The 24,164-nt window shown below is 65.7% G+C and carries 22 protein-coding genes; 9 read left to right on the top strand and 13 right to left on the bottom strand.

What is annotated here, in order from left to right; genetic code table 11:
- Positions 1 to 54: 54 nt before the first annotated feature.
- The 11 genes from HF886_RS10950 to dnaA form a co-directional block, all read right to left on the bottom strand.
- Complete coding sequence (locus HF886_RS10950; RefSeq protein WP_169652306.1) at positions 55 to 831, bottom strand: MHYT domain-containing protein; 777 nt, start codon at positions 829 to 831, stop codon at positions 55 to 57.
- Between the two features lie 24 nt (positions 832 to 855).
- Positions 856 to 1,623 (bottom strand): MHYT domain-containing protein, encoded by a 768-nt coding sequence (locus HF886_RS10955; RefSeq protein WP_206036875.1) that lies wholly within the window; start codon positions 1,621 to 1,623, stop codon positions 856 to 858.
- Positions 1,624 to 1,649: 26 nt separating this feature from the next.
- Positions 1,650 to 2,204, bottom strand: a complete 555-nt coding sequence (locus tag HF886_RS10960) for an ATP/GTP-binding protein (RefSeq protein ID WP_169621077.1) — start codon at positions 2,202 to 2,204, stop codon at positions 1,650 to 1,652.
- A gap of 13 nt (positions 2,205 to 2,217) precedes the next feature.
- Positions 2,218 to 2,592 (bottom strand): DUF742 domain-containing protein, encoded by a 375-nt coding sequence (locus HF886_RS10965; RefSeq protein WP_072701132.1) that lies wholly within the window; start codon positions 2,590 to 2,592, stop codon positions 2,218 to 2,220.
- Positions 2,593 to 2,605: 13 nt separating this feature from the next.
- Positions 2,606 to 3,022: a roadblock/LC7 domain-containing protein gene (locus HF886_RS10970; protein WP_072701130.1), complete on the bottom strand. Its 417-nt coding sequence runs from the start codon at positions 3,020 to 3,022 to the stop codon at positions 2,606 to 2,608.
- Positions 3,019 to 7,038: an ATP-binding protein gene (locus tag HF886_RS10975; protein ID WP_169652307.1), complete on the bottom strand. Its 4,020-nt coding sequence runs from the start codon at positions 7,036 to 7,038 to the stop codon at positions 3,019 to 3,021. The genes HF886_RS10970 and HF886_RS10975 overlap by 4 nt, the downstream gene beginning before the upstream one ends.
- Before the next feature lie 366 nt (positions 7,039 to 7,404).
- Positions 7,405 to 9,441 carry a DNA topoisomerase (ATP-hydrolyzing) subunit B gene (gyrB, locus tag HF886_RS10980; protein ID WP_169621078.1) on the bottom strand — a complete coding sequence of 679 codons (2,037 nt, stop codon included), beginning with the start codon at positions 9,439 to 9,441 and terminating at the stop codon, positions 7,405 to 7,407.
- A gap of 213 nt (positions 9,442 to 9,654) precedes the next feature.
- Positions 9,655 to 10,212: a DUF721 family protein gene (locus tag HF886_RS10985; RefSeq protein ID WP_169620896.1), complete on the bottom strand. Its 558-nt coding sequence runs from the start codon at positions 10,210 to 10,212 to the stop codon at positions 9,655 to 9,657.
- Positions 10,205 to 11,440 carry a DNA replication/repair protein RecF gene (recF, locus tag HF886_RS10990; RefSeq protein ID WP_169652308.1) on the bottom strand — a complete coding sequence of 412 codons (1,236 nt, stop codon included), beginning with the start codon at positions 11,438 to 11,440 and terminating at the stop codon, positions 10,205 to 10,207. Before recF ends, HF886_RS10985 begins: the two co-directional genes overlap by 8 nt.
- Before the next feature lie 25 nt (positions 11,441 to 11,465).
- A complete protein-coding gene (dnaN, locus tag HF886_RS10995) occupies positions 11,466 to 12,650 on the bottom strand; it encodes a DNA polymerase III subunit beta (protein ID WP_169652309.1) in 1,185 nt (394 codons plus the stop codon).
- Positions 12,651 to 13,158: 508 nt separating this feature from the next.
- Entirely contained in the window at positions 13,159 to 14,841 is a 1,683-nt protein-coding gene (gene dnaA / locus HF886_RS11000; RefSeq protein WP_169652310.1) for a chromosomal replication initiator protein DnaA, read from the bottom strand.
- Between the two features lie 578 nt (positions 14,842 to 15,419).
- Here dnaA and rpmH point away from each other — a divergent pair.
- From rpmH to HF886_RS11045, 9 genes are all read left to right on the top strand, one after another.
- Entirely contained in the window at positions 15,420 to 15,563 is a 144-nt protein-coding gene (gene rpmH, locus HF886_RS11005; RefSeq protein WP_169620900.1) for a 50S ribosomal protein L34, read from the top strand.
- A 20-nt stretch (positions 15,564 to 15,583) separates the two neighbouring features.
- Positions 15,584 to 16,027: a ribonuclease P protein component gene (rnpA, locus tag HF886_RS11010; protein ID WP_169620901.1), complete on the top strand. Its 444-nt coding sequence runs from the start codon at positions 15,584 to 15,586 to the stop codon at positions 16,025 to 16,027.
- Positions 16,024 to 16,308 carry a membrane protein insertion efficiency factor YidD gene (gene yidD / locus HF886_RS11015; protein ID WP_169620902.1) on the top strand — a complete coding sequence of 95 codons (285 nt, stop codon included), beginning with the start codon at positions 16,024 to 16,026 and terminating at the stop codon, positions 16,306 to 16,308. Before rnpA ends, yidD begins: the two co-directional genes overlap by 4 nt.
- Positions 16,309 to 16,376: 68 nt before the next feature.
- The gene (yidC, locus tag HF886_RS11020) at positions 16,377 to 17,483 is read left to right on the top strand and encodes a membrane protein insertase YidC (RefSeq protein WP_169620903.1); all 1,107 of its coding nucleotides are present in this window, start codon (positions 16,377 to 16,379) and stop codon (positions 17,481 to 17,483) included.
- Positions 17,484 to 17,505: 22 nt separating this feature from the next.
- Positions 17,506 to 18,054, top strand: a complete 549-nt coding sequence (locus HF886_RS11025; protein ID WP_169620904.1) for a R3H domain-containing nucleic acid-binding protein — start codon at positions 17,506 to 17,508, stop codon at positions 18,052 to 18,054.
- A gap of 108 nt (positions 18,055 to 18,162) precedes the next feature.
- Positions 18,163 to 18,843, top strand: a complete 681-nt coding sequence (gene rsmG / locus HF886_RS11030) for a 16S rRNA (guanine(527)-N(7))-methyltransferase RsmG (RefSeq protein WP_169652311.1) — start codon at positions 18,163 to 18,165, stop codon at positions 18,841 to 18,843.
- 690 nt (positions 18,844 to 19,533) lie between these two features.
- Positions 19,534 to 20,505: a ParA family protein gene (locus HF886_RS11035; RefSeq protein ID WP_169652312.1), complete on the top strand. Its 972-nt coding sequence runs from the start codon at positions 19,534 to 19,536 to the stop codon at positions 20,503 to 20,505.
- Positions 20,502 to 21,707, top strand: a complete 1,206-nt coding sequence (locus HF886_RS11040) for a ParB/RepB/Spo0J family partition protein (protein WP_169652313.1) — start codon at positions 20,502 to 20,504, stop codon at positions 21,705 to 21,707. The genes HF886_RS11035 and HF886_RS11040 overlap by 4 nt, the downstream gene beginning before the upstream one ends.
- Positions 21,708 to 21,767: 60 nt before the next feature.
- Positions 21,768 to 22,472 carry a GNAT family N-acetyltransferase gene (locus HF886_RS11045; protein ID WP_169652314.1) on the top strand — a complete coding sequence of 235 codons (705 nt, stop codon included), beginning with the start codon at positions 21,768 to 21,770 and terminating at the stop codon, positions 22,470 to 22,472.
- 39 nt (positions 22,473 to 22,511) lie between these two features.
- Here the strand turns inward: HF886_RS11045 and HF886_RS11050 are convergent, their stop codons facing one another.
- Positions 22,512 to 23,690: an N-acetylmuramoyl-L-alanine amidase gene (locus HF886_RS11050; protein ID WP_169652315.1), complete on the bottom strand. Its 1,179-nt coding sequence runs from the start codon at positions 23,688 to 23,690 to the stop codon at positions 22,512 to 22,514.
- Positions 23,691 to 23,821: 131 nt separating this feature from the next.
- Entirely contained in the window at positions 23,822 to 24,157 is a 336-nt protein-coding gene (trxA, locus tag HF886_RS11055) for a thioredoxin (protein WP_169620910.1), read from the bottom strand.
- Between the last annotated feature and the right edge of the window lie 7 nt (positions 24,158 to 24,164).

The following is a 24,164-nucleotide window of genomic DNA, read 5'->3' on the forward strand; positions in this document are numbered from 1 at the left end:
ACGTCTCCGCAAGGGAGAGGTAGATCACACACGAAAGCGCCGTCCTGCACCACGTCATGCCCCACTTCCCGCGTCGGTCCGGAGATCGATCAGGTCCTCGTGCCGGTCCTTCTCGGCCTCCGGTGCGAGCACCAGTGCGGTGATCGGCACAGCCAGCACGATGATGCCGAGAATGAACGCGGGGAACAGAAACGACAGGACGCTCATGCCGCTCGGTTCCGGGGCTCCGGGGTCGACGACCACGTGCACCCCCGCCATTCCGGTGTAGTGCAGCGCGACCACGGCCGAAGCCATGACGAACGCGGCCATCAGACGGATGTGAACCCTTTCGGCGCTCCGCGCGAGAGCAAGCGCAAGCGTCGACGCGACCACACCGATGCCCACCGACAGGAGAACGAACCTCGCATCGTGGTCGATGGTGCCCTGGACCCTCATCGCGGTCATCCCGATGTAATGCATGAGGGTCACCGCGAGACCCATCACCAGGCCGCCGATTCCCGGACGGACCCCGCGCGGAAGCCGCTCGAGCACCGCGGAGCGGACAGTCACGATCCAGATGCCGAGCATGGTGGTCGCCACCGCCGCCAGCACCGAGAGCACCGTGGGTCCGAGGTGGTAGCGAATCACGGTTCCCGGCACGGAGAACCCCATCATGCCGATGAAGTGCATGAGCCAGATCCCCACGCCGCCGATGGCGAGGGACGCCATGGGCAACCACCAGTTGCCCCCGTTGCGTCCCGAGTCCTCGTGCGACCTGCGAATGCAGGACAGCCCGGTGTAGGACCCGGCTACAGCGGTCGCGTAGGCCAGCACGAATACCCACGGCCCCATCGAGAAATGGTGCACGCCGGACTGTTACCGCGTGGGGGTCCGGAACGTCTCCGCGTTCCACTCGTCGGCTTCACGCTCGAGTTGCGCCGCGACGCGGTCCGGGGCGAGCAGCACCGCGACAATCGGAACGACCAGCATGAGCAGTCCGGCGACGAACAACGGGAACAGAATCGCGAACACCTCGATGCCGGCGGGTGCCGGCACCGTCGCGTCGGGAGTCACCCGGATGGACGCCGCAGCGAGAAAGTGCACGACGATCACTGCGGCGCCGCCGAGAACCCCACCGACCAGCCGCTTGGGCCATGTGTCCGCGTGCTGCACCAGCCACATCAGACCCGCGGCCGTCACGAATGCGACGAGCACGCCGGCGCCGACGAAGATGAGGTTGAAGGAGACCTCGCCTTGGGTCCGGACCGACCACATGATCACGTAGGGCACAGCGGCGAGTCCGGCGCCGAGTACGAGAGCAGCCGGCTCCGTCCTCGACGAGGAACCATCCGACGGCGACGCGATCAGCAGAGCCATGAACACCGTCACCAGCGCGAGCAACATCGAGAACACGATGGTGACCAGGTCGTACCGGACGATGCTGTTCTCCACCGCGAACCCGGCCATCGGCAGGAACTGTGCGAGCCACACACCGACTCCACCGAGGACGAGGCATGCGACCACCAGCCAGAATCGGCGAACGCGGTCGCTGCCCGCGGTACGAACCTTCCGGACGCTGGTGACCCCGACGAACACCCCGATCGCCGAGGTGAGGTACGCCAGCAAGATCACCCATGGACCCATGGTGAAAAGCTGGAGTCCCTCGACCACTAGGGGGCCACCGGCTGGTGCAGCTTCCGCAGCGCGTATTCGGTGACGGTCACCAATGCCTGCTTCGCCGATTCACGGGAACGAGCGTCGATCGACACGATCGGGACATCGGGTGAGATCGCCATGGCCTGGCGGATGTCCTCGAGCGGGTAGCGCGGCGCGTCGTCGAACTCGTTGATCGCGACGATGAACGGAAGGTTCCGCGCCTCGAAGAAGTCCACGGCCGCGAAACTCTCGTCGAGCCGACGCGTGTCGATCAGCACGATCGCACCGATCGCGCCTCGGATGAGGTCGTCCCACATGAACCAGAATCGGTGCTGGCCCGGAGTACCGAACAGGTACAGCACGAGGTCCTCGGCCAGACTGATACGGCCGAAGTCCATCGCCACCGTCGTCGTCGCCTTCTGTGGCGTCGCGGTGAGATTGTCGACCCCGTCGCTGGCGTTCGTCACGAGCGCTTCGGTGCGGAGGGGGACGATTTCGGACACCGCCCCGACCAGCGTGGTCTTTCCGACACCGAAGCCACCCGCGATCACGATCTTGGTCGAGGTCACGCGCTTGGTGGCGCTAGAGTTCGCGAAGTCCACTGAGGACCCTTTCAATCAGCTCACGACGCTCCGCGTCGCTCGAATCGTCTTTCAGCGTGGCCAGGATCTGTACGTGTCCGGCTTCGACAAGATCGGCAACGAGGACGCGTGCCACTCCCAGCGGCACGCCCACCCTCGCCGCGATCTCGGCAACCGAGGGCGACTCCTTGCACAACTCCAAGATCGTGGCGTTGATGTTGTCCAAGTCACGGGCCCGAGGGTCCGTGCCCGGGATCGCCTGGATCAGTGCTTCCAACGCCAGTTCGACCGCAGGACTCGTACGTCCCGAAGTCAGCGAGTAGGGCCGTACCAGGCTGGGCTGATCCGGCACCGACTCAGGCTTGCGCGATTCCATGGCCACCTCGACGTCAGGACCCCTGGCCGACCCGCGGGGTTGCCTCGACCGAGGCACCCACCCGGTCCACCAAGAGCGCCATCTCGTAGCCGACCTGTCCGATATCGCACTCCGACGCGGTCAAAGCCGCGAGGTGCGAACCGTCACCGACACTCATGAGCAGCAGGTAACCGTGCTGCATCTCGACGACCGACTGGAGAACTCCGCCGCCGTCGAACAACTGCGAGACACCGTTGGACAGGCTCGCGAGGCCGGAGGTGACGGCAGCGAGCTGCTCGGCACGGTCGACCGGAAGGTGGGCGCTGGCAGCCATCAGCAGGCCGTCGGCGGACACGAGTACGGCATGCGAGACACCTGGAACTTCGCGCGCAAAGTTGGAAACCAACCAGTCCAGTGGACGGGCCACGTCGGATCCATGATCAATGTTCATCGAACTCCCTGTTCATTGTTCTCGCGATTGCTGGTATTCGCCGAGGTGCGACCGTTACGGACGCCCTGCTGGTGGCGACTCAGGTTCGCCCGAATGGCTTCCGGGTCCCGGCGTCGGATCGTCTTGGGCAGCTCCCCGGTGGCGGGAGCCCTCACCGCACCCGGAACGAGGCGGTGACCCGGCTCGCGCCTCGGAAGGCCGGCCGTCGTGTGTTCTTCCACCGATACTTCTGCTGCTCGCTGTGCTGCTTCCCATCCTGCGTCGGCAGCCGAACGCCATTCCTTCCTCCGGCGGTCCTCCGGAAGACTGGTCGGATCGACAAGCCAATCCGACATCATGTTGGAGAAGATCGGCGTGTGCGGTGCGGGCTGCGGTCGGAGCCCGACCGAATCCGGCCTGGGCTGGAAGAACGACGCTGTCTTCGCGGAGTTCGTCCGGTAGCGATGGCGAGCGGCGTTCTGCGCGTCGCTCTGCGGCGCCACCGATCCGCCGTCGGCAATACTCGCCGACGGGATTGGCGTCGGACCCGCCAGTGCGGCAGCCGAGGGTTCCTGCGCGGTGGCAGGACGCGGCGGAAGACCGGGGGTCGCCCCGGGCCGGCGACGCGGAAGTCCTCCGGCCGGTGCGCTGTCCGGGCGAGGTTGCGGCCCACCGGCAATGCCGGGCGTAGCACCCGGACGACGCTGCGGCAGCCCGTTCGGAGCCTCGTGTTGCGGCTGCTGCTGCGACGGCCGGAGATTCTGCGGCGGCTGCACCTGCGAATGCTGTGCCTGCGAATGCTGGGGAGCACGCTCAGGAGTCGTCTGCTGCGGCGACGGGGCTGCGCCGCGTCCCTGCAGTCCGGGTGTAGCACCGGGCTGACGCTGCGGGAGCCCCGACGGACGGGTTCCCTGCTGCGCATCCGGACGCTGCTCCTGCGGGGCAGGTCCCGAACGGACCGGAAGGCCGGGAGTATTACCCGGTTGACGCTGCGGGAGGCTCGAAGCTTCTTGTTCCCGAACAGGTTCCGGCTGCTGCCGATGTGTGGACGGCTCGGCCGCCGCGTGGCTGCCGGTCCGTTCGGCCGGACGCTCGTCCCGTGCCATCCGACGATCGCGCTCGTCCTGCTGAGGACGATCCTGACGAGATTCCTGTCCGGCCTGCGCCTCCCGCTCCTGACGACGAGCGTGTTCGTCCTGCCACACGCGGTCCTGAGCGGGACGGTTCTGACCGTGCTGGCCGCGGGGAGGAAGCGCCGAGACGAATGCTGCCGCGGCGTCGGGCTGGATCCTGCGCGGAGCCTGCTGCGGCTGCGGCAGACCGGAGGTCGCGCCGGGCTGACGCGTCGGCAGACCGGGAGTCGCGCCGGGCTGACGCGTCGGCAGACCGGGAGTCGCACCCGGCTGACGCGTCGGCAACCCGGGAGTCGTACCCGGCTGACGGGACGGAAGACCCGGTGCCGCTGCGCCGGGGTTGCGGGTAGGCAGACCCGATGCCGCTGCGCCGGGGTTCCGGGTGGGCAGACCCGAGTTCGAAGCCGGCTGGTTCGAACCCGGCTGGCGCGGAGGAAGTCCCGGTGCCGCGCCCGGCTGACGCGTCGGCAGACCGGAGCGGTCGCCCTGGCCTTGCTGAGGCCGGCCCGGAACACCTGATTCCCGGAGTGCGGACAATTCGTGCGCACCCGTCGACTCGCGCGGAACCGCGCCACGAGAGGCCGGCGCGAAGCCCGCACGCTCGTCGTCGCGGGAACGCTCGTCACGACCCGGTGCGGAATCACGGCGGACACCCTGACCCGGATCTCTTCTCTCCGAAGACCGCTCGTCCTGCGCGTAGTACGACCGGTCGGGCGCCTCGATGCGGATCGGCTGCGACGGCGGGTTGGACTCCGCGTCGGAACGGTCGTACGCATCGACACGGATCGGCTGCGACTGCTGATCGGACTGCGGTTGCGGCCGGGGCTGGGGCTGCGACTGCTGATCGGACTGCGGCCGGGGCTGGGGCTTCGGCCGGGGTTGAGGCTGCGAGGGCGCCTGAGACTGCGACCGCGCCGGTTCGTATTCCTTCTCGCGGGAAGGCGGCGGCAGCTGGGGAGTCTCCTGCGACGACGGCGAGGACAGTGCCTCGGGTGCAGACTCGGGCTCCGCGTCGATGATTCGCGGTTGCGGACCCGTCTGGGACAACGCGAGCGGCGAGACGAGCAGCACATCCGGGATGTGAACGCTCGCGGTGATGCCGGGGTTGCGTGCGGTGTCGAAGGTCGGGCGCAGCCGCACGGTGAGGCCGTGACGCTCGGCGAGCCGCGACACCACGAACAGACCCATGTGGCGGGCGGTGTCGGGACCGACCGCGCCACCGCTCGTCAGGCGCTCGTTGATGATCTCGAGTTCTTCCGGCGGTATACCGATGCCGCGGTCGGCGATCTCGACAAGCAGTCCACCGTCGACGGCGCGCGCGAAGCTGAACGTGACGGTGCTGTCGGGCGGGGAGGCCCGCAACGAGTTGTCGACCAATTCTGCGAGGAGATGCACGATGTCGGTTGCTACCGCACCGCTGAGCGCACCGTCCGGTGTCGAACCGATCTGGACCCGCTGGTAGTCCTCGACTTCGGACATCGCGGCACGCAGGATGTCGCCGAGCTGTACAGGCGCCGAGTGACCGCGGCGGATGCGCGTGCCGGAGAGGATCAGCAGGTTGTCGCCGTTACGGCGCATACGAGCCGCAAGGTGATCGAGCCGGAAGAGGCTCTCGAGACGGCTGGGGTCCTTCTCCTCGTACTCGAGACGTTCGATGAGTCCGAGCTGCTGCTCGACGAGGGACTTGCTTCGCCGGGCCAGCGTCTCGAACATGTCGTTGATCTGGAGACGGAGGTGGGCCTGCTCTCCCGCGAGACGCAGTGCCTGGCCGTGCATGTCGTCCACCGCGCGCGCCAGCTGACCGATCTCCTCGGTCGTGTGGACGGGAACGCGGGTGAACTCGATGTCCTCGATGCTGTCGCCGACCTTGATGCGGTCGATGGCCTCGGGCAGCTCCTGACGGGCAACCTTGAGGGTCCCGTACCGCAGCCGGCGGATGGGGCCGACGAGAGACCGGGACACGAGCAGCGCGAGGACGAGAGCGGCGAGCAGAGCGGCGAGCACGATCGCGGTGTCGCGCAAGGCCGCTGCACGGGTCTCCGCGGCACGATCCTGAATGGTCGTCGTGATCTGCTGCGCTGCAGCGTCGATGATGCCGCCGTACACGTCGACGCTGTGCAGCAGCGACGCTCGGACGTTGAGGATCGGGAGCGGGCCTTCGCCGGCAGCCGCGACCATGTCGGTGCGTTCCTTGACGCCGGACCGCAGGTCGGCAATCTGCGCGTCGGCCATCGGGTACGACCGGGAAAGAAGTTCGAGCATCGCAAGCTCGCCGCCGGACGCGGACACGAGCGCGGTGTCGGGCTGTTCCGGGTTCTCGAGGATCGCGAGCACACCGAGCACCTGTCCGAACAGGTATCGCTGCGAGTACCAGGCGTTGACGAGTTGGTTGCCGTAGTCGAGGATCTCGCGGTCGTCGACACCGTCGAGGACCGCTTCGACGATCCTGTTGAGGTTGTCGCGCACCTCGCTGGTGACGGCGGCGATCTCAGCGATCGCGACGGGCCCGGCCTGCATCTTGGTGTAAAGCGTTTCGGCGCTGGCGATCGTGCGGTCGAGGTCCGAGACGAGCGCCTCGTCGAACTCGGGGCTTGCCGCGATCGTCTTCATCGTGACGAACGTTTCCCCGAGTGTGTCCATCTCCTCGGGCGTGATCGTTCCCGCTGCCGCGCTACCGGTCGCCGTCGCAAACGCCGTCGAGAAGTCGACGATGTCGGGCACGACCGCGACCTGATCGGCCGCGGAGGAGAAGTGCACCGCATTGGACAGTTCGTTCTCGACGCGAAGACCACCCAGGACCATCGCCACTGTCACGGGGACAGCGAGGACGGCGGTGACCTTCGTGCGAAGACCCCACCCCTCGATGTTCCACCACCGCTGCCGGGGCGGCGATTTGTCACTCATGGATTACAGCTCTCCTTCCACCCCGTTCGCGCCAGGCGACGAGCGCCAACCGGCGCACCGCTCGAAACTGAGTGCGTTTTCGATCGATGCAGTCGAACGAGACGTTCCTGGGTGAGGGCACCATAGCGGTACATACAGGGAATACGGAAGGCGCACGCTCGTACGCTCCTGCGAAATGCACCCGACCCCCTGTACGGCTGCCACACATGGCGGTGGCCCAATGGACTGTACTAGCGGGTAGCCAGCCAGCGCGACCAGCGTGTCACTGTCACATGTCACATCATCGGGACCCCTAATGTGATGTCTCTCACAAAAGGGATCCCGATGTGGTCAGATTTCGCTCAGCGCCCGCCGAGCGGCCCCGCGTCAGACGTCGAGGAACCGTACGTCTTTGGCGTTGCGCGTGATGAAGCTTCTGCGTGCCTCCACGTCCTCACCCATGAGGACGCTGAACAGTTCGTCCGCGGCGGCGGCATCGTCGAGCGTCACCTGACGGAGAACGCGAACGGCCGGATCCATGGTGGTCTCCCACAGTTCCTTCGCGTTCATCTCGCCGAGGCCCTTGTAGCGCTGGATACCGTCGTCCTTGTTGATCTTCTTACCGGACTCGAGACCCACCTTGAGCAACGCGTCCCGCTCCCGGTCGGAATACGCGAACTCGGGCTCGCTCCGCTGCCACTTGAGCTTGTACAGCGGCGGTTGCGCCAGATAGACGTGGCCGTCTTCGACGAGCGGCCGCATGAACCGGAACAACAGGGTGAGAAGCAATGTCGCGATGTGCTGGCCGTCGACGTCGGCGTCGGCCATCAGCACGATCTTGTGGTACCGCAGCTTCGCGATGTCGAACTCTTCGTGAATGCCCGTGCCGAAAGCCGTGATGATGGACTGGACTTCGGCGTTCTTGAGCACCCGGTCGATGCGGGCCTTCTCGACGTTGATGATCTTTCCGCGCAACGGGAGGATCGCCTGGTACATCGAGTCGCGGCCCGACTTCGCGGAACCGCCGGCCGAGTCGCCCTCCACGATGTAGATCTCGCACTTGCTCGGATCCTTGGAGCGGCAGTCGGCGAGCTTGCCCGGCAGACCACCGATATCTGTAGCGCTCTTGCGCCGCACCAGTTCTCGCGCCTTCCGGGCTGCGAGACGGGCGTGAGCGGACGACACTGCCTTCGTCACGATCGTCTTCGCGTCGGCCGGATTCGCCTCGAACCAGTGCGAGATGTGCTCGTTGCACGCCTTCTGTACGAACGACTTGACCTCGGTGTTGCCGAGCTTCGTCTTGGTCTGTCCTTCGAACTGCGGCTCGGCGACCTTGACGGAGACGATCGCCGCGAGACCCTCACGGATGTCGTCACCCGTCAGGTTGGGATCCTTCTCCTTGAGAAGTTTCTTGTCCTTCGCGTACTTGTTCACCACGGTGGTCAGGGCCGCACGGAAGCCTTCCTCGTGCGTACCACCCTCGTGGGTGTTGATGGTGTTGGCGAAGGTGTGGACGGACTCGGAGTAACCCGAGTTCCACTGCATCGCGACCTCGAGTTCGTGGCCCGTGCCCTTGGCCGTGAAACCCACCACCGAGTTGTGGATCGGCGACTTCGTGCGGTTCAGGTGGCGCACATAGTCTTCGAGACCACCGGGGTAGTGGTAGACGCGAGTCTTGACCTTCTGGACCTCGGGCTTCTTGGCCTCGAGTTCCTGATCCTCGGCGGTCTTCGGCGCGTCCGCGGTCTCGAGGACGACCTCGTCGGTTACTTCCTCGGGAAGCACGCGCTCGTCGGAGAGCGTGATGGTCAGTCCCTTGTTGAGGAACGCCATTTCCTGCAGGCGGCGCGCGACCGTCTCGAAGTTGAAGGTGGTCGTCTCGAAGATGTCCGGGTCCGGCCAGAACCGGACAGTGGTGCCGGTCCGTGTCGACGGCTCACCCTTGACCAGCTCACCGGGCTTGGAATAGGTGTACGTCTGTTCCCAGTGGTACCCGTCGCGATCGATCTCGACCTCGAGTGTGGTCGACAGCGCGTTGACCACGGAGATGCCGACACCGTGCAGACCACCGGACACGGCGTACGCATCCGAGTCGAACTTGCCGCCGGCGTGCAGCTGGGTGAGGACGACCTCGATCGTGGGAACGCCCGACGAGTGCATCCCGACCGGGATACCGCGGCCGTCGTCGACGACCTGCACGCCACCGTTCTCGAGAAGGGTGACCTCGACCTTCGTCGCGTACCCGGCCATCGCCTCGTCGACCGAGTTGTCGACGACTTCCCAGATCAGGTGGTGCAGACCACGCTCTCCGGTGGAACCGATGTACATACCAGGGCGCTTGCGTACCGCCTCGAGTCCTTCGAGGACGGTGATGGACGACGCACCGTAGTCTTTGTTGCTCTTGTTCGACTTCTGGGCAGCCACGGGTGGGTAGCTCTCCTTCTCCGCCTCGGCCCCGCACAACGCGCGCGGCATTCTTCATCCATCCTACGTGCCCGACCCTCGTATGCCGGGGGCGACACAGAATGCGGTTGCTTACCCCGCTGATATCCCCGCAGCGGGCCTCGCGCGCATCAACACACGTAATTTCCTACGTCGGCTTCATTCCGCGCTCGTGATGCTCGCGGGCGACCTGGATCACCCATACGTATCGCGAGGACCACGCCCACGGACATGCCGCTCGCCCTTGCGCCAACTCGGCGCCGTGGGTCCGCTGATGCGCAGTTCCTTCACCACGCCGTGGCCCACGGCCGCGGCGATCTTCGCCAGGATCTGCGATTGCATCATCCGCAACTGGGTTGCCCAGGCCGTCGACTCGGCCGAGATGTGCAAGATGCCGTCGCGCAGTGTCGTCGGCTGGGCGTGGCCGGCGATGTCCTCGCCCACCACACGAGCCCAACTGCCGAGGACGGTGCCCTCGGATACGTGCGTCGACCAGCCTCGTTGCTTGGCTACCGCGCCGGTGAGAGCGCCCAGAGGCTGCGGATCCCGGTCGTCGGGTCCGGGGCCGGACCAGCCGCGGCGACGCCGGCGAGGACGCAGGTTCCCGCGCGACGCGCGACCCTGTCCCACTGCCTTGCCGCTGGCCTTGGCTGCTGCTCGAGCTTCCTCGAGCGCGCGCCGTGCGAGGTCGACACCCTTCAGTTCCGGTTCGCCGGACGGCGAGCCGTCCTGTGGCCGTGACTCGTCACTCATCGAACCTCCCGACCGATTGTGCGTCTGCCCATTGCACCGATCCCAGCACAGAGATCCGACCGTTGTCGGTGTCTTCCACCTCCACGGGGAACCGCGCGCCGCTCAACTCGTCCGGCACGTCCTCGGGAACAGCCGCGGTGATCAGTACCTGCTCCGCGGTCGCAGCGACCTCCGCGAGCGCAGCGCGGCGACGGCGATCGAGTTCGGCGAAGACGTCGTCGAGCAACAGCACGGGGTCGGTACCGTCCGTACGGAGCAGCGCGAAGGCGCCGAGCCGGAGCGCGAGCGCGAACGACCACGATTCGCCGTGACTCGCGTATCCCTTCGCACCGTGCTCGCCGAGGATCAACTCGAGATCGTCGCGGTGCGGGCCCACCAGGCACACACCGCGTTCGATCTCCTTGTTCCGCGCTTCTGCCAGACGGTGCAGGAACACGGTCTCGAGGAATTCACGGTCGTCCGGTGCGGGAACGCGGGCCGGATCGGAGAACTCGTCGGGCAGTGCATCACCGAGGCTGCTGCGATATCGCAGGCGGGCGGGACGGGATTCGGGCGCGATCGAGCGGTATGCCTCCGACACGTGCGGGGCCAGAGCGTGCAACAACTCGAGCCGGGCCGCAAGCAACTCCGATCCGTGTGCGGCGAGGTGCCCGTCCCAGACATCGAGGGTCGCCAGCGCACTCGTACCGTCGGTCGAGCGCGTGCCCCGGCGCAGCGCGCCTCCGGCTGTCTTGAGCAGCGCCGAACGCTGCCGCAGCACCTTGTCGTAGTCGGCCCGGACGCCGCTCATCCGGGGATAACGGGTGGTGAGAAGTTCGTCGAGGTACCGGCGCCGGTCACCGGGGTCACCGCGGACGAGCGACAGGTCTTCGGGCGCGAACAACACGGTCCTCAGAATCCCCAGAATCTCCCTGGGGCGACGAGCCGGCGACTGGTTGATGCGGGCGCGATTCGGCTTGCCCTCGTTGATCTCGATGTCGATGCCCAGCTCACGACCCGCATTGACGACCTGCGCACCTGTGAATGCACGTGTCGTACCGGCGCGCAGCAGCGGTGTGTCGGACGCGACCCGGTGCGACGACAGGGTCGACAGGTATCCGAGAGCCTCGAGCAAGTTCGTCTTGCCGTGTCCGTTGCGGCCGACGAAGACCGTCGCTCCTGGCGACAGCTCCACGGAGACGGCTTCCCAGGAGCGGAAGTCGCGCAACGAGAAGGTGCGAACGTACACGGACCGTCCAAATCTGGCGCGCCGGTCAGCCCGGCAGGCGCACCGGCATCAGCAGATAGGTGTAATCGCTCTCGGGAGCAGCGAAGGTACCCGAAGCGTCGGGCGACGGTTCTTCCTCGAGTGCGGGCCGGAGCACGGCGGGCCGGCTCGCGGTGGTGAACCCGAACGAGACCTTGTCGGTGTGCAGCGACGTCAAGCCGTCGAGCAGATAACCGGGGTTGAACGCGATGACCAGCGGTTCACCGTAGAACTCGGCGGGATGTGATTCTTCGGCGCGACCCGCATCGTCGCCACCGGCGGACAGGAGCACGCCGCCGTCGGTGAACTCGAGTCGGACCTGAGCGCCACGTTCGGCAACGAGCGCGACACGCTTGATCGCCTCGACGAGCGGAGCGATCTCGACGGTGGCCATCGCTGTGTGCTCGTTCGGCAGCAGCTGGCGGAACTTGGGGAATTCGGCATCGAGGAGCCGCGTGGTGGTGCGGCGGCCGTCGGCGACGATGCCGAGCAGACCTTCGGCGCCCACCGACGAACCGCTACCCAGTGCGAGCTGCACGGGCGAATTCGACGACCCGCCAACGGTTTTCGCAGCCTCCGACAGAGTCTTCGCCGGTACGAGCACTGCGGCCGTGGTGGTGTCCGTGGTCGGCATCCACTCGAGTTTGCGCACCGCGAGGCGGAACCGGTCGGTGGCGGCGAGCACCACGTCGGTGCCGTCGATCTCGACCCGGATGCCGGTGAGCATCGGCAAGGTGTCGTCCCTGCCCGCTGCCACCGCGACCTGGCTGATGGCCTCGGCGAACAGGTCGCCGGCGAGCGAGCCGGTCTGCTGGGGCAGCTCGGGGAGCTGGGGATAATCCTCGACGGGCATCGTCGGGAGCGAGAACTTTGCGCTGCCGCACGTGATGAGTACACGCGTGCCGTCGAGAACCACGTCGACCGGCTTGTTGGGCAGCGAACGGGTGATGTCGGCGAGCAACTTGCCCGACACGAGGGCCTGGCCGGTGGTGATGACTTCGGCCGCCACGTGGACCTGCGCCGAGACCTCGTAGTCGAATCCCGACACGGTCAGGCCCTGCTCTTCGGCTCCGAGGAGGACACCGCCGAGGACGGGCACCGGAGGTCGTGACGGCAGACTCCGGGCAACCCACGCGACAGAGTCGGCGAAGTCCTCGCGAGCAACACGAAACTTCATGCTTCCAAGCTCCATCGCCCGGTGGATCCCTTCGATCGTGGTCTCGACAAGTCGTACGAAGTCTGACACAAGGCCCCGACTCCGCGGGGCGGCGTCGGGGGATGCGGCTCCACGGTATGCCTTCCCTGGCTGGTTGGAAAGCTGGGGCCGGGAGAGGGCACCTCACTCGAGACGCCTGTGGAACAGCTCATCCACACACCTGTTTTTAAATAGTATTTCTCAGAAGAACTCACAGAAGTAGTAATAGGTCCTGTGCAATCTGTGGACCGATCGACGTCTAGGCTGGTGGGGTGCCCTTCTCGAGGCGCCGCACTCGAGGATGAACTCGAGGACTACTCGAGGATGGAATGTGGACTCCTCGAGAGTGTTAGTCCTCTGTCCACCGTCCGTCCACAAAGATCCCATGTTGTACACACCCTTGTCCACAAGTGTGAGTACCCGGACTTTCTCGAGATGCGGGACGGAAACAGGACAGGGAGCGCCCGTGTGGGCACTCCCTGTGGACAGCTTTCTGCGGCGAGGACTACCGCTTGGACCTCTGCTTGATCCGCGCGGTGAGTTCCTGGACCTGGTCGTACACCTTCCGGCGTTCCGTCATCTCTTTGCGAATCTTCTTGTCCGCGTACATAACTGTGGTGTGATCGCGTCCGAACGTCTGCCCGATCTTCGGCAGTGACAGATCCGTCAGTTCTCGGCAGAGATACATGGAGATCTGCCTGGCCTGCGCGAGTGGACGCGCCTTGCCCGGACCGCACAGGTCGTCGATGGACGTACCGAAGTACTCCGCGGTCACCGCCATGATGGTCGCTGCGTTGATCTCGAGAGCCGTCGAATCGGGCATCAGATCACGCAGCACGACCTCCGCCAGCGTCAGATCGAGCGGCTGGCGGTTCAGGGACGCGAAGGCGGTGACGCGGATCAGCGCACCCTCGAGTTCGCGGATGTTGCGTTCGATCCGGCTGGCGATCAGCTCGAGGACGTCATGGGGAACGTTGAGCCCGTCCATGCGCGCCTTCTTGCTGAGGATCGCGATGCGCGTCTCGAGTTCGGGCGGCTGGACATCGGTGATCAGGCCCCACTCGAACCGGGTGCGCAGGCGTTCCTCGAGGGTTGCCAGCTGCTTGGGAGGACGGTCCGACGAGACGACGATCTGCTTGTTCGCGTTGTGGAGCGTGTTGAAGGTGTGGAAGAACTCTTCCTGGATACCTTCCTTGCCCTCGATGAACTGGATGTCGTCGACCAGGAGGATGTCCGTCTCCCGGTACCGCCGCTTGAACGCGACCTTGCGGTCGTCGCGGAGGCTGTTGATGAAATCGTTCGTGAATTCCTCGGTGGAGACGTACTTGACCCGCATACCGGGGAACAACCGCTGGGCGTAGTGACCGGCGGCGTGCAGCAGATGGGTCTTGCCGAGACCGGACGCACCCCAGATGAACAGCGGGTTGTATGCCCGGGCCGGGGCTTCGGCGATCGCGACGGCCGCGGCGTGGGCGAAGCGGTTCGACGCGCCGATCACAAAGGTGTCGAAGGTGTATTTCGCGTTGAGGCTGCTGCTGCCCATGGAGGGCGTCTCGGGAGGTGGCGGCTGCGTGAAGTAGGACGGCCACGATTCGCGGACGGCGGTCAGTGCCTCCCGGTCGTCGTCCACTTCCTCGTGGTCGCCGGGCTCGCCGTCGAGCATGTCGTGGTCGCGGGCTGTGGTGTACCTCCGCCGGAGGTGCCCGATGCCTTCGCCGGGAGCCATGCCGTCGCGGGAGGAGCGACCGTCTCGAGGTGAACCACCGTCTCGAGATCCCGCCGGCTCGCGCCGTGCATCGCGGGCGCGGCTCTCTCCGCTGCGGGTATCCCCGGCGCCCCGGTCCTCGGGAAGGCCCTCCAGGGGCAAAGTGTCGCGGGGTTCCGCGTACGGATCCTCCGCGGGGTCGTCGATGCGTTCGCGCGGCTCGACCCGAACGCCCAGTCCTTCCACGCGATGACCCAGGTAGCGGGTGAGCACCCGGAGAATAGGTTCGCGCAGGTCACGCTCGATGGATTGCTGGGCCAACGTGGACGGGACCGACAGCAGCGCGAAACCCTGGGCCAGCGTGATCGGCTTGACCAGCGCAAGCCACGCCTTCTGGCTCTTGGTCAGCACTCCGTCGTCCGCTGTCAGCTCGGCGACGACGTCCGCCCACACATCGGCAAGCGCGTTCGGCTCGTCGTTCACGTAGCTTCCTCCCACAGGTCGACATGATTTCCACACGATTATCCACAGGTGTGGACAACCGGGGGGGACGACCCGGTGGATGTCTGCAGAAGTGGTGCAACTGTGTGCACGGGTGAAGTGGAAGACCTGATTCGAGGGGCCCGTCGGTGTGCCGACGCTTCGTGATCAGTCTGGCACACGAGATCGGCTCCGCGCGGTGGCGCTGTGCGGCGCGTCAGGAGCGACGGCACGCGACCGGCGGCCGCGCGCATCGTCTATGGACGTGCGGCGAATGGGCAAGACGGCCTATGCGCTGCGGGTTCGCTGACGAAGCCATGCGAGAGAGCGTAACCCACCGTGACGTGGGACACAGGGGTGTTCGGGGCCCGACTTTCGACGGATGTGCACCACAACCGGGACCGCTCGGGCACAGAGACCGCAGTTTGATTTCGCGTCGGAATCCGCGTAGCCTCGAACAGTCACTCATGCAGAAGTGATAGGTCCGTGCTGCACTTATTGCGCACGGGTCGTGCGAAAATCCGTACACGTTAGACCGATGGCGCCTGCCGGCGTCACATATATCTCGAGGAGTGTTGACCGTGGCTAAGGGCAAGCGGACGTTCCAGCCGAACAACCGACGCCGCGCGCGCGTCCACGGCTTCCGTCTCCGGATGCGGACCCGTGCGGGTCGCGCGATCGTGACGGCGCGTCGCCGTAAGGGCCGCGCCGAACTCACCGCCTGATCCCGTAACGGGAGCTCGGGGTGTTACCTGAGCCGTATCGACTGCGGCGCCGCACGGACTTTTCCGATACCGTCCGTCGCGGTCGCCGTCAGGGGCGGCGGGACCTGGTGATTCACGCTCTCGAGCGTGATAGGTCCGAGTTCTTGGTGAGTGTCGACGGTCCCCGTTTCGGGCTCGTCGTGAATAAGGCTGTCGGGCCGGCGGTGATTCGACATCGAGTCGCACGCCGGCTTCGTCATATCTGTGCCGGCCTCGTCGAGCGAGTACCCGAGAACACCGACCTCGTGCTGCGTGCTCTTCCGGGCTCGGCGACCGCGGATTCGCGGGAACTCGACAAGCAGCTCCGGTCGGGTCTGACCAGGCTCGGACTTCTTCTCGACGCATCTCCCACCGGCGAGGAGCCGTCCTCCAGCGTCCCTGCCGAGAGTGCAGGCGTCCACGCCGATGCCGGGAAGCCCGCATGACCGCCCCGAATGCGAGCGGAAACACCATCCGCTCGGCGCCGGCAAGGGCATTGATCTTCTGTATCGAGCTCTACCGCACGTACGTGTCGCCTACCCGGATGCCGACGTGCCGATTCGTTCCCACCTGCAGCGAATACGCGGTCGAAGCGTTGCGCGCGCGAGGGTTCGTGGTCGGCACGGCGCTCACGTTGGTGCGGCTGCTCAAATGTGCTCCCTGGCATCCTGGAGGATGGGATCCGGTACCCGAGCGGAGTCATCGGTCGTCCCACGTGGGTACCTGACCGGAGCGAAGACCTGAGACCGACGCCTCTCCGTGGCGACATGGACGACCCGAGGAGTACATAGAGCCGTGCTCGACTTCATCTACTATCCCGTGTCCTGGATCCTCTGGGTCTGGCACAAAGCCTTCTCGTTCGTCCTTGCTCCCGACAGCGGCTGGACGTGGGCGTTGTCGGTGGTGTTCCTCGTGTTCACCCTCCGCGCCATTCTGTACAAGCCGTTCGTCAAGCAGGTCCGCACGACCCGGCAGATGCAGGAACTTCAGCCGCAGATCAAGGCGCTTCAGAAGAAGTACTCCAACGACCGGCAACGCCAGGCACTGGAGATGCAGAAGCTCCAGAAGGAACACGGCTTCAACCCCCTGATGGGTTGCCTGCCGGTCCTGCTGCAGGTGCCGGTCTTCATCGGTCTGTTCCACGTGCTGCGGTCCTTCAACCGCACCGGTACCGGCTTCGGCCAGCTCGGCCTGACGCCGGAAGAGAACGCACGTGTCGGCAACTACGCCTTCAGCCCGGAAGACGTCGAATCCTTCCTGAGCGCGCGTCTGTTCGGTGCCCCGATCTCGTCGTGGATCACTCAGCCGATCGCCTCGCTCGAGGCCTTCGCGCCGTTCGGTGACATCCCTTCGCGGTGGCAGATCGCGGCGGTCGCCGTTCCCCTCATGATCGTGGCCGGTATCGCCACGCACTTCAACGCCCGCGCTTCCGTCGCCCGCCAGAGCACTCAGGCTGCCGCGAACCCGCAGGCCGCGATCATGAACAAGCTCGCGCTCTACGTGTTCCCGCTCGGTGTGCTCGTCGGTGGTCCGTTCCTCCCGATCGCCATCATCCTGTACTGGGTGAGCAACAACGTGTGGACGTACGGCCAGCAGCATCTCGTCTTCCGGAAGATCGATCAGGAAGAAGAAGAGAAGCGGGCAGCGGCGCTCGCACGCCGCAACGAGAACGCCCCGAAGCCGGGTGCCCGTCCGAACAAGGCGAAGAAGAAGAAGGGCGCCGTCGCTGCGGCGGAGAGTGCTCCTGCCGACGGTGCGGCCACCGACGTGACGCCCGAGGTCTCGCTGACCAAGGACGTAGACGCTCAGGCGAACGGCAACTCGACGCCCACGTCCGGTCCCGGATCATCGGCCCCGAAGCCGGGTAGCCGTCCCAAGAACTCCAAGCGCAAGCGGCGCTGACCGAAGTAGAAGAGAGCTGATCATGGCCAGTGACCTGGACAAGGCACAGGAGGACATCGAGGTGACCGGCGAGGCGCGCGAGCCTGAACTCGACACCGACGTGGTCGACGACGAGGACTTGATCGAAGAGGGGGAAATCGCCGGCGACTATCTCGAACAGTTGCTCGACGTGCTCGACTTCGACGGCGACATCGACCTCGACGTCGAGGGTGACCGGGCCGTCGTGAGCATCGACGGCGGCAAGGATCTGAGCAAGCTCGTCGGAACCAACGGTGACGTTCTCGACGCCCTCCAGGAGCTCACACGTCTCGCCGTGCAGCAGGCCACCGGGGAACGCAGCAAGCTCATGCTCGACATCGCAGGCTGGCGTGCGGGCAAGCGTGCCGAGCTGACCGAGCTGGGTACCTCCGCCGCGAAGCGGGTCCTGGCCGGCGGCGGTCGTGAGGAACTTGCCCCGATGACTCCCTTCGAACGCAAGATCGTGCACGATGCGGTCGCGAAGGTCGACGGGGTCTCCAGCGAGAGCGAAGGCGCCGAACCGCATCGGCGCGTTGTGATCGTGCAGGATTGAGCCGTCCGCTTTCGGCTCGAAGAGGGACCCTGAACACTCGGGGTCCCTCTTTTTATTCGATGGAGGCCAGCGGGACCGGCACCGCCGGCACGCCGTCGGCACGAGAGGATGTTTCACGTGGAACAAGACGAGGCAGGATTGCTGGCCACCGCCCAGCAGATCTTCGGCGAGAGATTCGAGCTTGCCGAGCGTTACCATCGCTCACTGTCGGTCGACGGAGTCGAGCGCGGACTGATCGGTCCGCGTGAAGTGTCCCGACTGTGGGAGCGTCACATCTTGAATTGCGCGGTGTTGGGCGAACTCATCCAGGAGGACGAGGCCGTCGTCGATGTCGGCAGCGGAGCGGGCTTGCCGGGTATTCCGCTGGCGATCGCTCGACCCGATCTGAGAATCACACTCGTCGAGCCGCTCTTGCGACGCACGGTCTATCTGGCGGAATTTGTGGAAGCCAACGGTCTCGACAATGTCTTGGTGGTGCGAGGCCGCGCGGAACAGCCGAGTGTGCTTCAGGAAGCCGGCGGAGCCGACGTGGTCACGTCGCGGGCGGTCGCGCCGCTCGCGAAACTCGCCAAGTGGTCCCTCCCCCTGATCCACGAAGGCGGCCGCATGCTCGCGTTGAAAGGTTCCTCGGCGCACGAGGAGATCGAGCGAGACCGAGCCGAGCTTGCCCGCCTCGGTGCCGGCAATCTCGAGGTGCTCGAGTGCGGCCGCGATGCGCTTCCGGTTCCGACACTCGTTGTGAAAGCGGAGCGCATGCCACGTCCTTCGCGGCGGAGAAAGAACAAGTAACTGTTCCACGTGAAACGAGCCCCTCACTCCCCTCGCGGAGTCGAGGGGCTTGTTTTGTTCGGGCCGGCGCCGGACATCTCGAGTACCGATCGACCGGGATGCCTCTCGAGCTCGAGGCAGTCCCTCGAGTACCGAGTGGCATCCGGAAGTGTTCGGACGGCGTCAAGGGTCGATTTTGTTCCCGTGTGGGCGGGTACCGGGGACCCCTTCTCTTTTCGTCACTGTGACGCCAGAAGTGGGACCGTGCCGTGTAAAAGTTCTCCGGATGAGGGAAACGCTGTGGCACAACGTCTTACGGTGACAGAATTTCAAACACGTTGCGCAACAAGTTATTCGGCTAATCGAAAGTGAGCAATACCCGTATCTCAGCGACCCAAGCGACACGTGTCGTAGTTTCACGTGAAACATTCCCCACTCCCCCGGCCCGCAATGTTCCACGTGAAACAAAGAAGCGTTGTTTCACGTGGAACGTCCTGCGGTGTGATCGCGTGGCAGCCACATAGAATGCGGGTGGAATACTGAACCGACCGAGGAAGTGGACGTGAGTCGACGCGTCGAAGCCACGACCAATTCTTCGGACATGCCTCGCCTCCTCGTTGCTCGAACAGGCCGCGTCCCGTGCGCCGTGTCCCCGGAGCGAAGAGGATGTAGCGTGCGGACCGTGCGGATCAAACGTTTAAGGAGCGTTCTATGACGGGTGGATCTGAATCCGCTGTTTCACGTGAAACCGAGGCGATGAACGACGAGTTCTCACCCGTCCCCTTCGATGGGTTTTCCGCGATGGATACGCCGATCGGCGCTGCGGCACATCGCGCGAGTCAGGTGCTCCACCCGAGCGATGCAATTGCTCTCCCGAAGCCGCACGAGCGCCGCGTGTTCACGATCGCGAATCAGAAGGGTGGGGTCGGCAAAACCACGACCGCGGTCAACCTCGCCGCCGCGCTGGCGGTCCAGGGTCTGACGGTGCTCGTCGTCGACCTCGACCCTCAAGGCAACGCGAGTACCGCGCTGGGAGTACCTCATCACTCCGGCGTTCCGTCGAGTTACGAAATCCTCCTGGGCGAGGTGCGCGCCGTCGACGCCGTCCAGCAGAGTCCCCACAGCGAGCGCCTCTTCTGCATCCCGGCGACCATCGACTTGGCAGGCGCCGAGATCGAACTCGTGTCGATGGTGGCTCGCGAAAACCGTCTCCGGAACGCACTCACGAAGGACGCGCTCGGGCCGCGCGAGTACGACTACGTCATCATCGACTGCCCGCCGTCACTGGGCCTGCTGACGGTGAACGCTCTTGTCGCAGCCAAGGAAGTGCTCATCCCGATTCAGTGTGAGTACTACGCCCTCGAAGGTGTCGGGCAGTTGCTGCGCAATATCGAACTCGTGCAGTCGCACCTCAACCCCGACCTTCACGTCTCGACGGTGTTGCTCACGATGTACGACGGCCGCACGAAGCTTGCCGATCAGGTCGCCTCCGAGGTGCGCGCACACTTCGGGTCCGCGGTGCTGCGGTCCGTCATCCCCCGGAGCGTGAAGGTTTCCGAAGCTCCCGGCTACGGGATGACAGTTCTCGACTACGATCCGGGATCGCGCGGCGCGATGAGTTACCTCGATGCGGGTCGTGAGCTGGCGGCACGCGGGATACAGAAGAAGCAGGGGAACGAATGAGTGCGACACGCAAGGGCGGGCTCGGACGAGGCTTGGCTGCTCTCATCCCGACCGGTCCACCGGTAACTGCGCCGGCCACGACAGCGCCCACCTCGACGACCACCACCTCCACGACCACCGAATCGACGACCAGCGCATCGGCACCGGCCGCTCCCGCGCCGCCCGTGAAGCCTGCCCCCAGTCGACGTGCCGGTGCGTCACCGGGAATGTCCTCGTCGCCGTCCGGACTCGGATCCGCCGCAGCGGACCTCATCATCGGCGACGGAAAGCCTGCCTCTCCCGAATCCACGGCGCCGGGCACGGAAGGCGACGAGGCTGCGCCCGCCGAGGTCGATCAGGGTCAACTCCCCTCTCCCGCCGGGGCGGTGTACCTCGAGATCCCGATCGACCGAATCGACCGGAACCCGAAGCAGCCCCGTCAGGTCTTCGACGAAGAGGCACTGACCGAACTCGTCCACTCGATCCGAGAGTTCGGCCTGATGCAGCCGATCGTGGTGCGGCGAGCCGACGATGACCGCTTCCAGATCATCATGGGCGAGCGCCGGTGGCGGGCCTCCCAGGAAGCGGGACTCGACACGATCGCCGCGATCGTCCGGGACACCGACGATCACGCGATGCTGCGCGATGCTCTGCTCGAGAACATCCACCGTGTGCAACTCAACCCCCTCGAAGAGGCGGCCGCGTATCAGCAGTTGCTCGAGGAGTTCGAGGTCACCCACGAGGAACTGGCGACACGCCTCGGACGCTCGCGCCCGGTCATCACGAACATGATCCGGTTGCTCAAGCTGCCCATCCCTGTCCAGCGGCGGGTCGCTGCGGGCGTGCTGAGCGCGGGTCACGCGCGCGCCCTGCTCGCGCTCGAAGCCGGTGCCGACGCTCAGGAAGCACTCGCGATGCGGATCGTCGCCGAAGGGATGTCGGTACGCGCGACCGAGGAAGCGGTCATGCTCGCGAACCGCAGTGGTGCTCCCACGCCGTCGCCGTCCTCGAAGCGGAAGCCCATCCAGATGCCGGGGTTGCAGGACGTCGCCGAGCGTCTGTCCAACTCCTTCGACACCCGCGTGACTGTGAGTCTGGGGAAGCGCAAAGGCAAGATCGTGGTCGAATTCGGGTCTGTGGACGATCTCGAACGTATCGTGACCATGATGCAGACCGACCGCGAGGTCGGCGCGGATCCGACCGATCGGGCCCGCCAGTCTTGACTTCCCGAGGGGGGTCGGACAACAGTCTGTGAGAGAAAGACGTGGAGGCGAAGGTATCCCGTGTCGACGCGAGTCACGCCGCTGTCCTTGAGTGCGATCGAGCAGTTGCCTGCGCACCCGAGGCGGTGTGTGTTCTGGGAAATGGATCCGGCGCCCGCCGGTGATGCCCGCAACTTCTGCGATCCCGAATTCGAGAAAGAAGCGTGGCTGTCCATGGTCATGCTCGAGTGGGGGTCGTGCGCACAGGTCGCCACGTTCGGGGACACCGACGACAAAGTGGCAGGGGTGGCGTTCTACGCGCCACCCAACATGGTTCCCCGGGCGCGACTCTTCCCGACCTCACCCGTCAGCGCCGACGCGATTCTGCTCACCACGATGCGCATCGAGCCTCACGCGTCCGACCTGGATGTGGGTGCCGATCTCATTCGCGCCGTCGTGACCGATCTGGTCCGCCGCAACGTCCGGGCGCTCGAAGCGTTCGGGGTGCGACCGCAGGAGGACGACAGGCCGTCGGCGGGAGACGTGCCCAGCACCACCTCCGCGCGGGAATGCTCCCCTGCCGAATGCATGATCGGCGCCGACTTTCTCGAGGACATGGGCTTCGAGGTGATCGCCCCGCATCCTCGCTTCCCACGATTGCGGCTCGAACTCGACCGCGACCACGGATGGAAGGAAGAGGTGGAAGCGGCTCTCGAGCGCCTGATCGAAGCGGCCTCACTGACCGTGGAGGATGTCACGGGGCGCACCGCGGTGGGCGTGCCGTAAAGGTGCCGGCGACCGCGGTGCCGAGTCCCCGGCAGCGAGTCAGCGAGTTTCGGTGATGGAGAGTTCCTCGGCCAGCAGTTCGGCGAACGTGTAGGTACCGGTGGGCTGATCGTCCTGCCCGAGCAGATACAGGCGCTTCACTGCGACGAGGATTGCCTCGGCAATGACGTCACGGGTGCGCGGGTCGGCGAGCAGTGATGCGTCGTGCTCGTTGGTGAGGTAACCGAGATCGATCTGCACGGTGGGCATATTCGTCAGGCGCAGCAGGTCCCAGGTGCGCCCGTGGCTGCGGCAGTCCTGCAGCGAGGTTCGCGCGACGATCTCGCGCTGGATGAACCCGGTCAGTACCTGACCGATCATGGATTCGGAGCCGTGCGAGTTGCCGTAGTGGAAGCTGGCGATGCCACTCGCGTGCGGGTTCGAACTCGAATCGCAGCGCAGCGAGATCATGAGATCGGCACCGAACGCGTTCGAAGTGCCGGCGCGTTCGACGTCGGTCGGATCCGCGTGGTACGGGCGCGAGAGGAACGTCTCCATGCCGGTCGCGGCCATGCGGCCCTCGAGGCGGCGCGCAAGATCCCACAGGATGTCGGCTTCCGAGATGGGCCCGTGCACGCTCGGCACGATGATGCCGTGGTGGGTGCCGCCCAGACCGGGATCGATGACGATGCGCTTACCGCTCAGCTGGGGGCCCGACCGTCGTACGATCTCCTCCTCGCTGATGGCGTGAGGCGATCCGCCCGACACCCGGGTACCGAGCAACTCGAGTGCCCGCAACGTTTCGGGTCCACAGATTCCGTCCGCGGCGAGACCGATCTCGCGCTGGAACGAGCTGAGTCCTTCGTGGGTCTTCTGGCCGAAGTAGCCGTCGACGCGGTCCACGTAGAACCCCAGGTCCTGCAGCCGGGTCTGCAGCGCCGCCACGTCGTCGCCGTACAACGGCGCCGACAGCTGGTACATCAAGGTTCGGGCGCCGAGTCGGTACGACGCCTCCTTGAGGGAGCGGTACGTGGCCGGGCCGACAACCCCATCGACGAGCAGACCGCGCTGCTGCTGGAAGGCGCGCACGGCGCCGTCGAGTTCGCGGTCGAAAACGACGTCGGACCCCATCCAGCTGTCGGAGGAGTCGGGACGGGCGTGCAGGAAACCCAGACCGGCCAGAGTGCTCCGAATCTCGGCGACTGCCGGGCCGTGGTCGCCGTGACGAAGAGGGCGCATGCGTTGGGCCTTTCCGTGCTGACCGGATTGCGCCCGGCACGGGGCAGGGCAGCATCGAACGGAATTATCTCAGATGCGCCGGGAGCCGGGGCCCGGGGCGGCGCATCCGAGAATCGATCCTCGGGACCGTACTACAGGACGTCCGCGAGGTCCCGAAGCAACGCCGCCTTACCCTTCGCCCCCACGATCGTCTTCACGGGCTTGCCGCCGGAGAACAGGATCATGGTGGGGATGGACATGACCTGGTAGTCGCGGGCCGCCGACGGGTTCGCGTCGATGTCGAGCTTGGCGATCGTCAGCTTGTCGCCGTGCTCACCCGCGATCTCCTCGAGAACCGGAGCAACCATCTTGCACGGACCGCACCACGTGGCCCAGAAGTCGACGAGCACGGGCTTGTCGGCCTGCAGCACATCCTCGACGAACGAGGAATCGGTGATGGTGACGGTGTTGGTGTCCTTGACGGCCACGGCTATC

This window comes from Rhodococcus sp. 105337 (genome assembly GCF_012844225.1).
In the GTDB taxonomy this organism is placed as follows: domain Bacteria; phylum Actinomycetota; class Actinomycetes; order Mycobacteriales; family Mycobacteriaceae; genus Rhodococcus.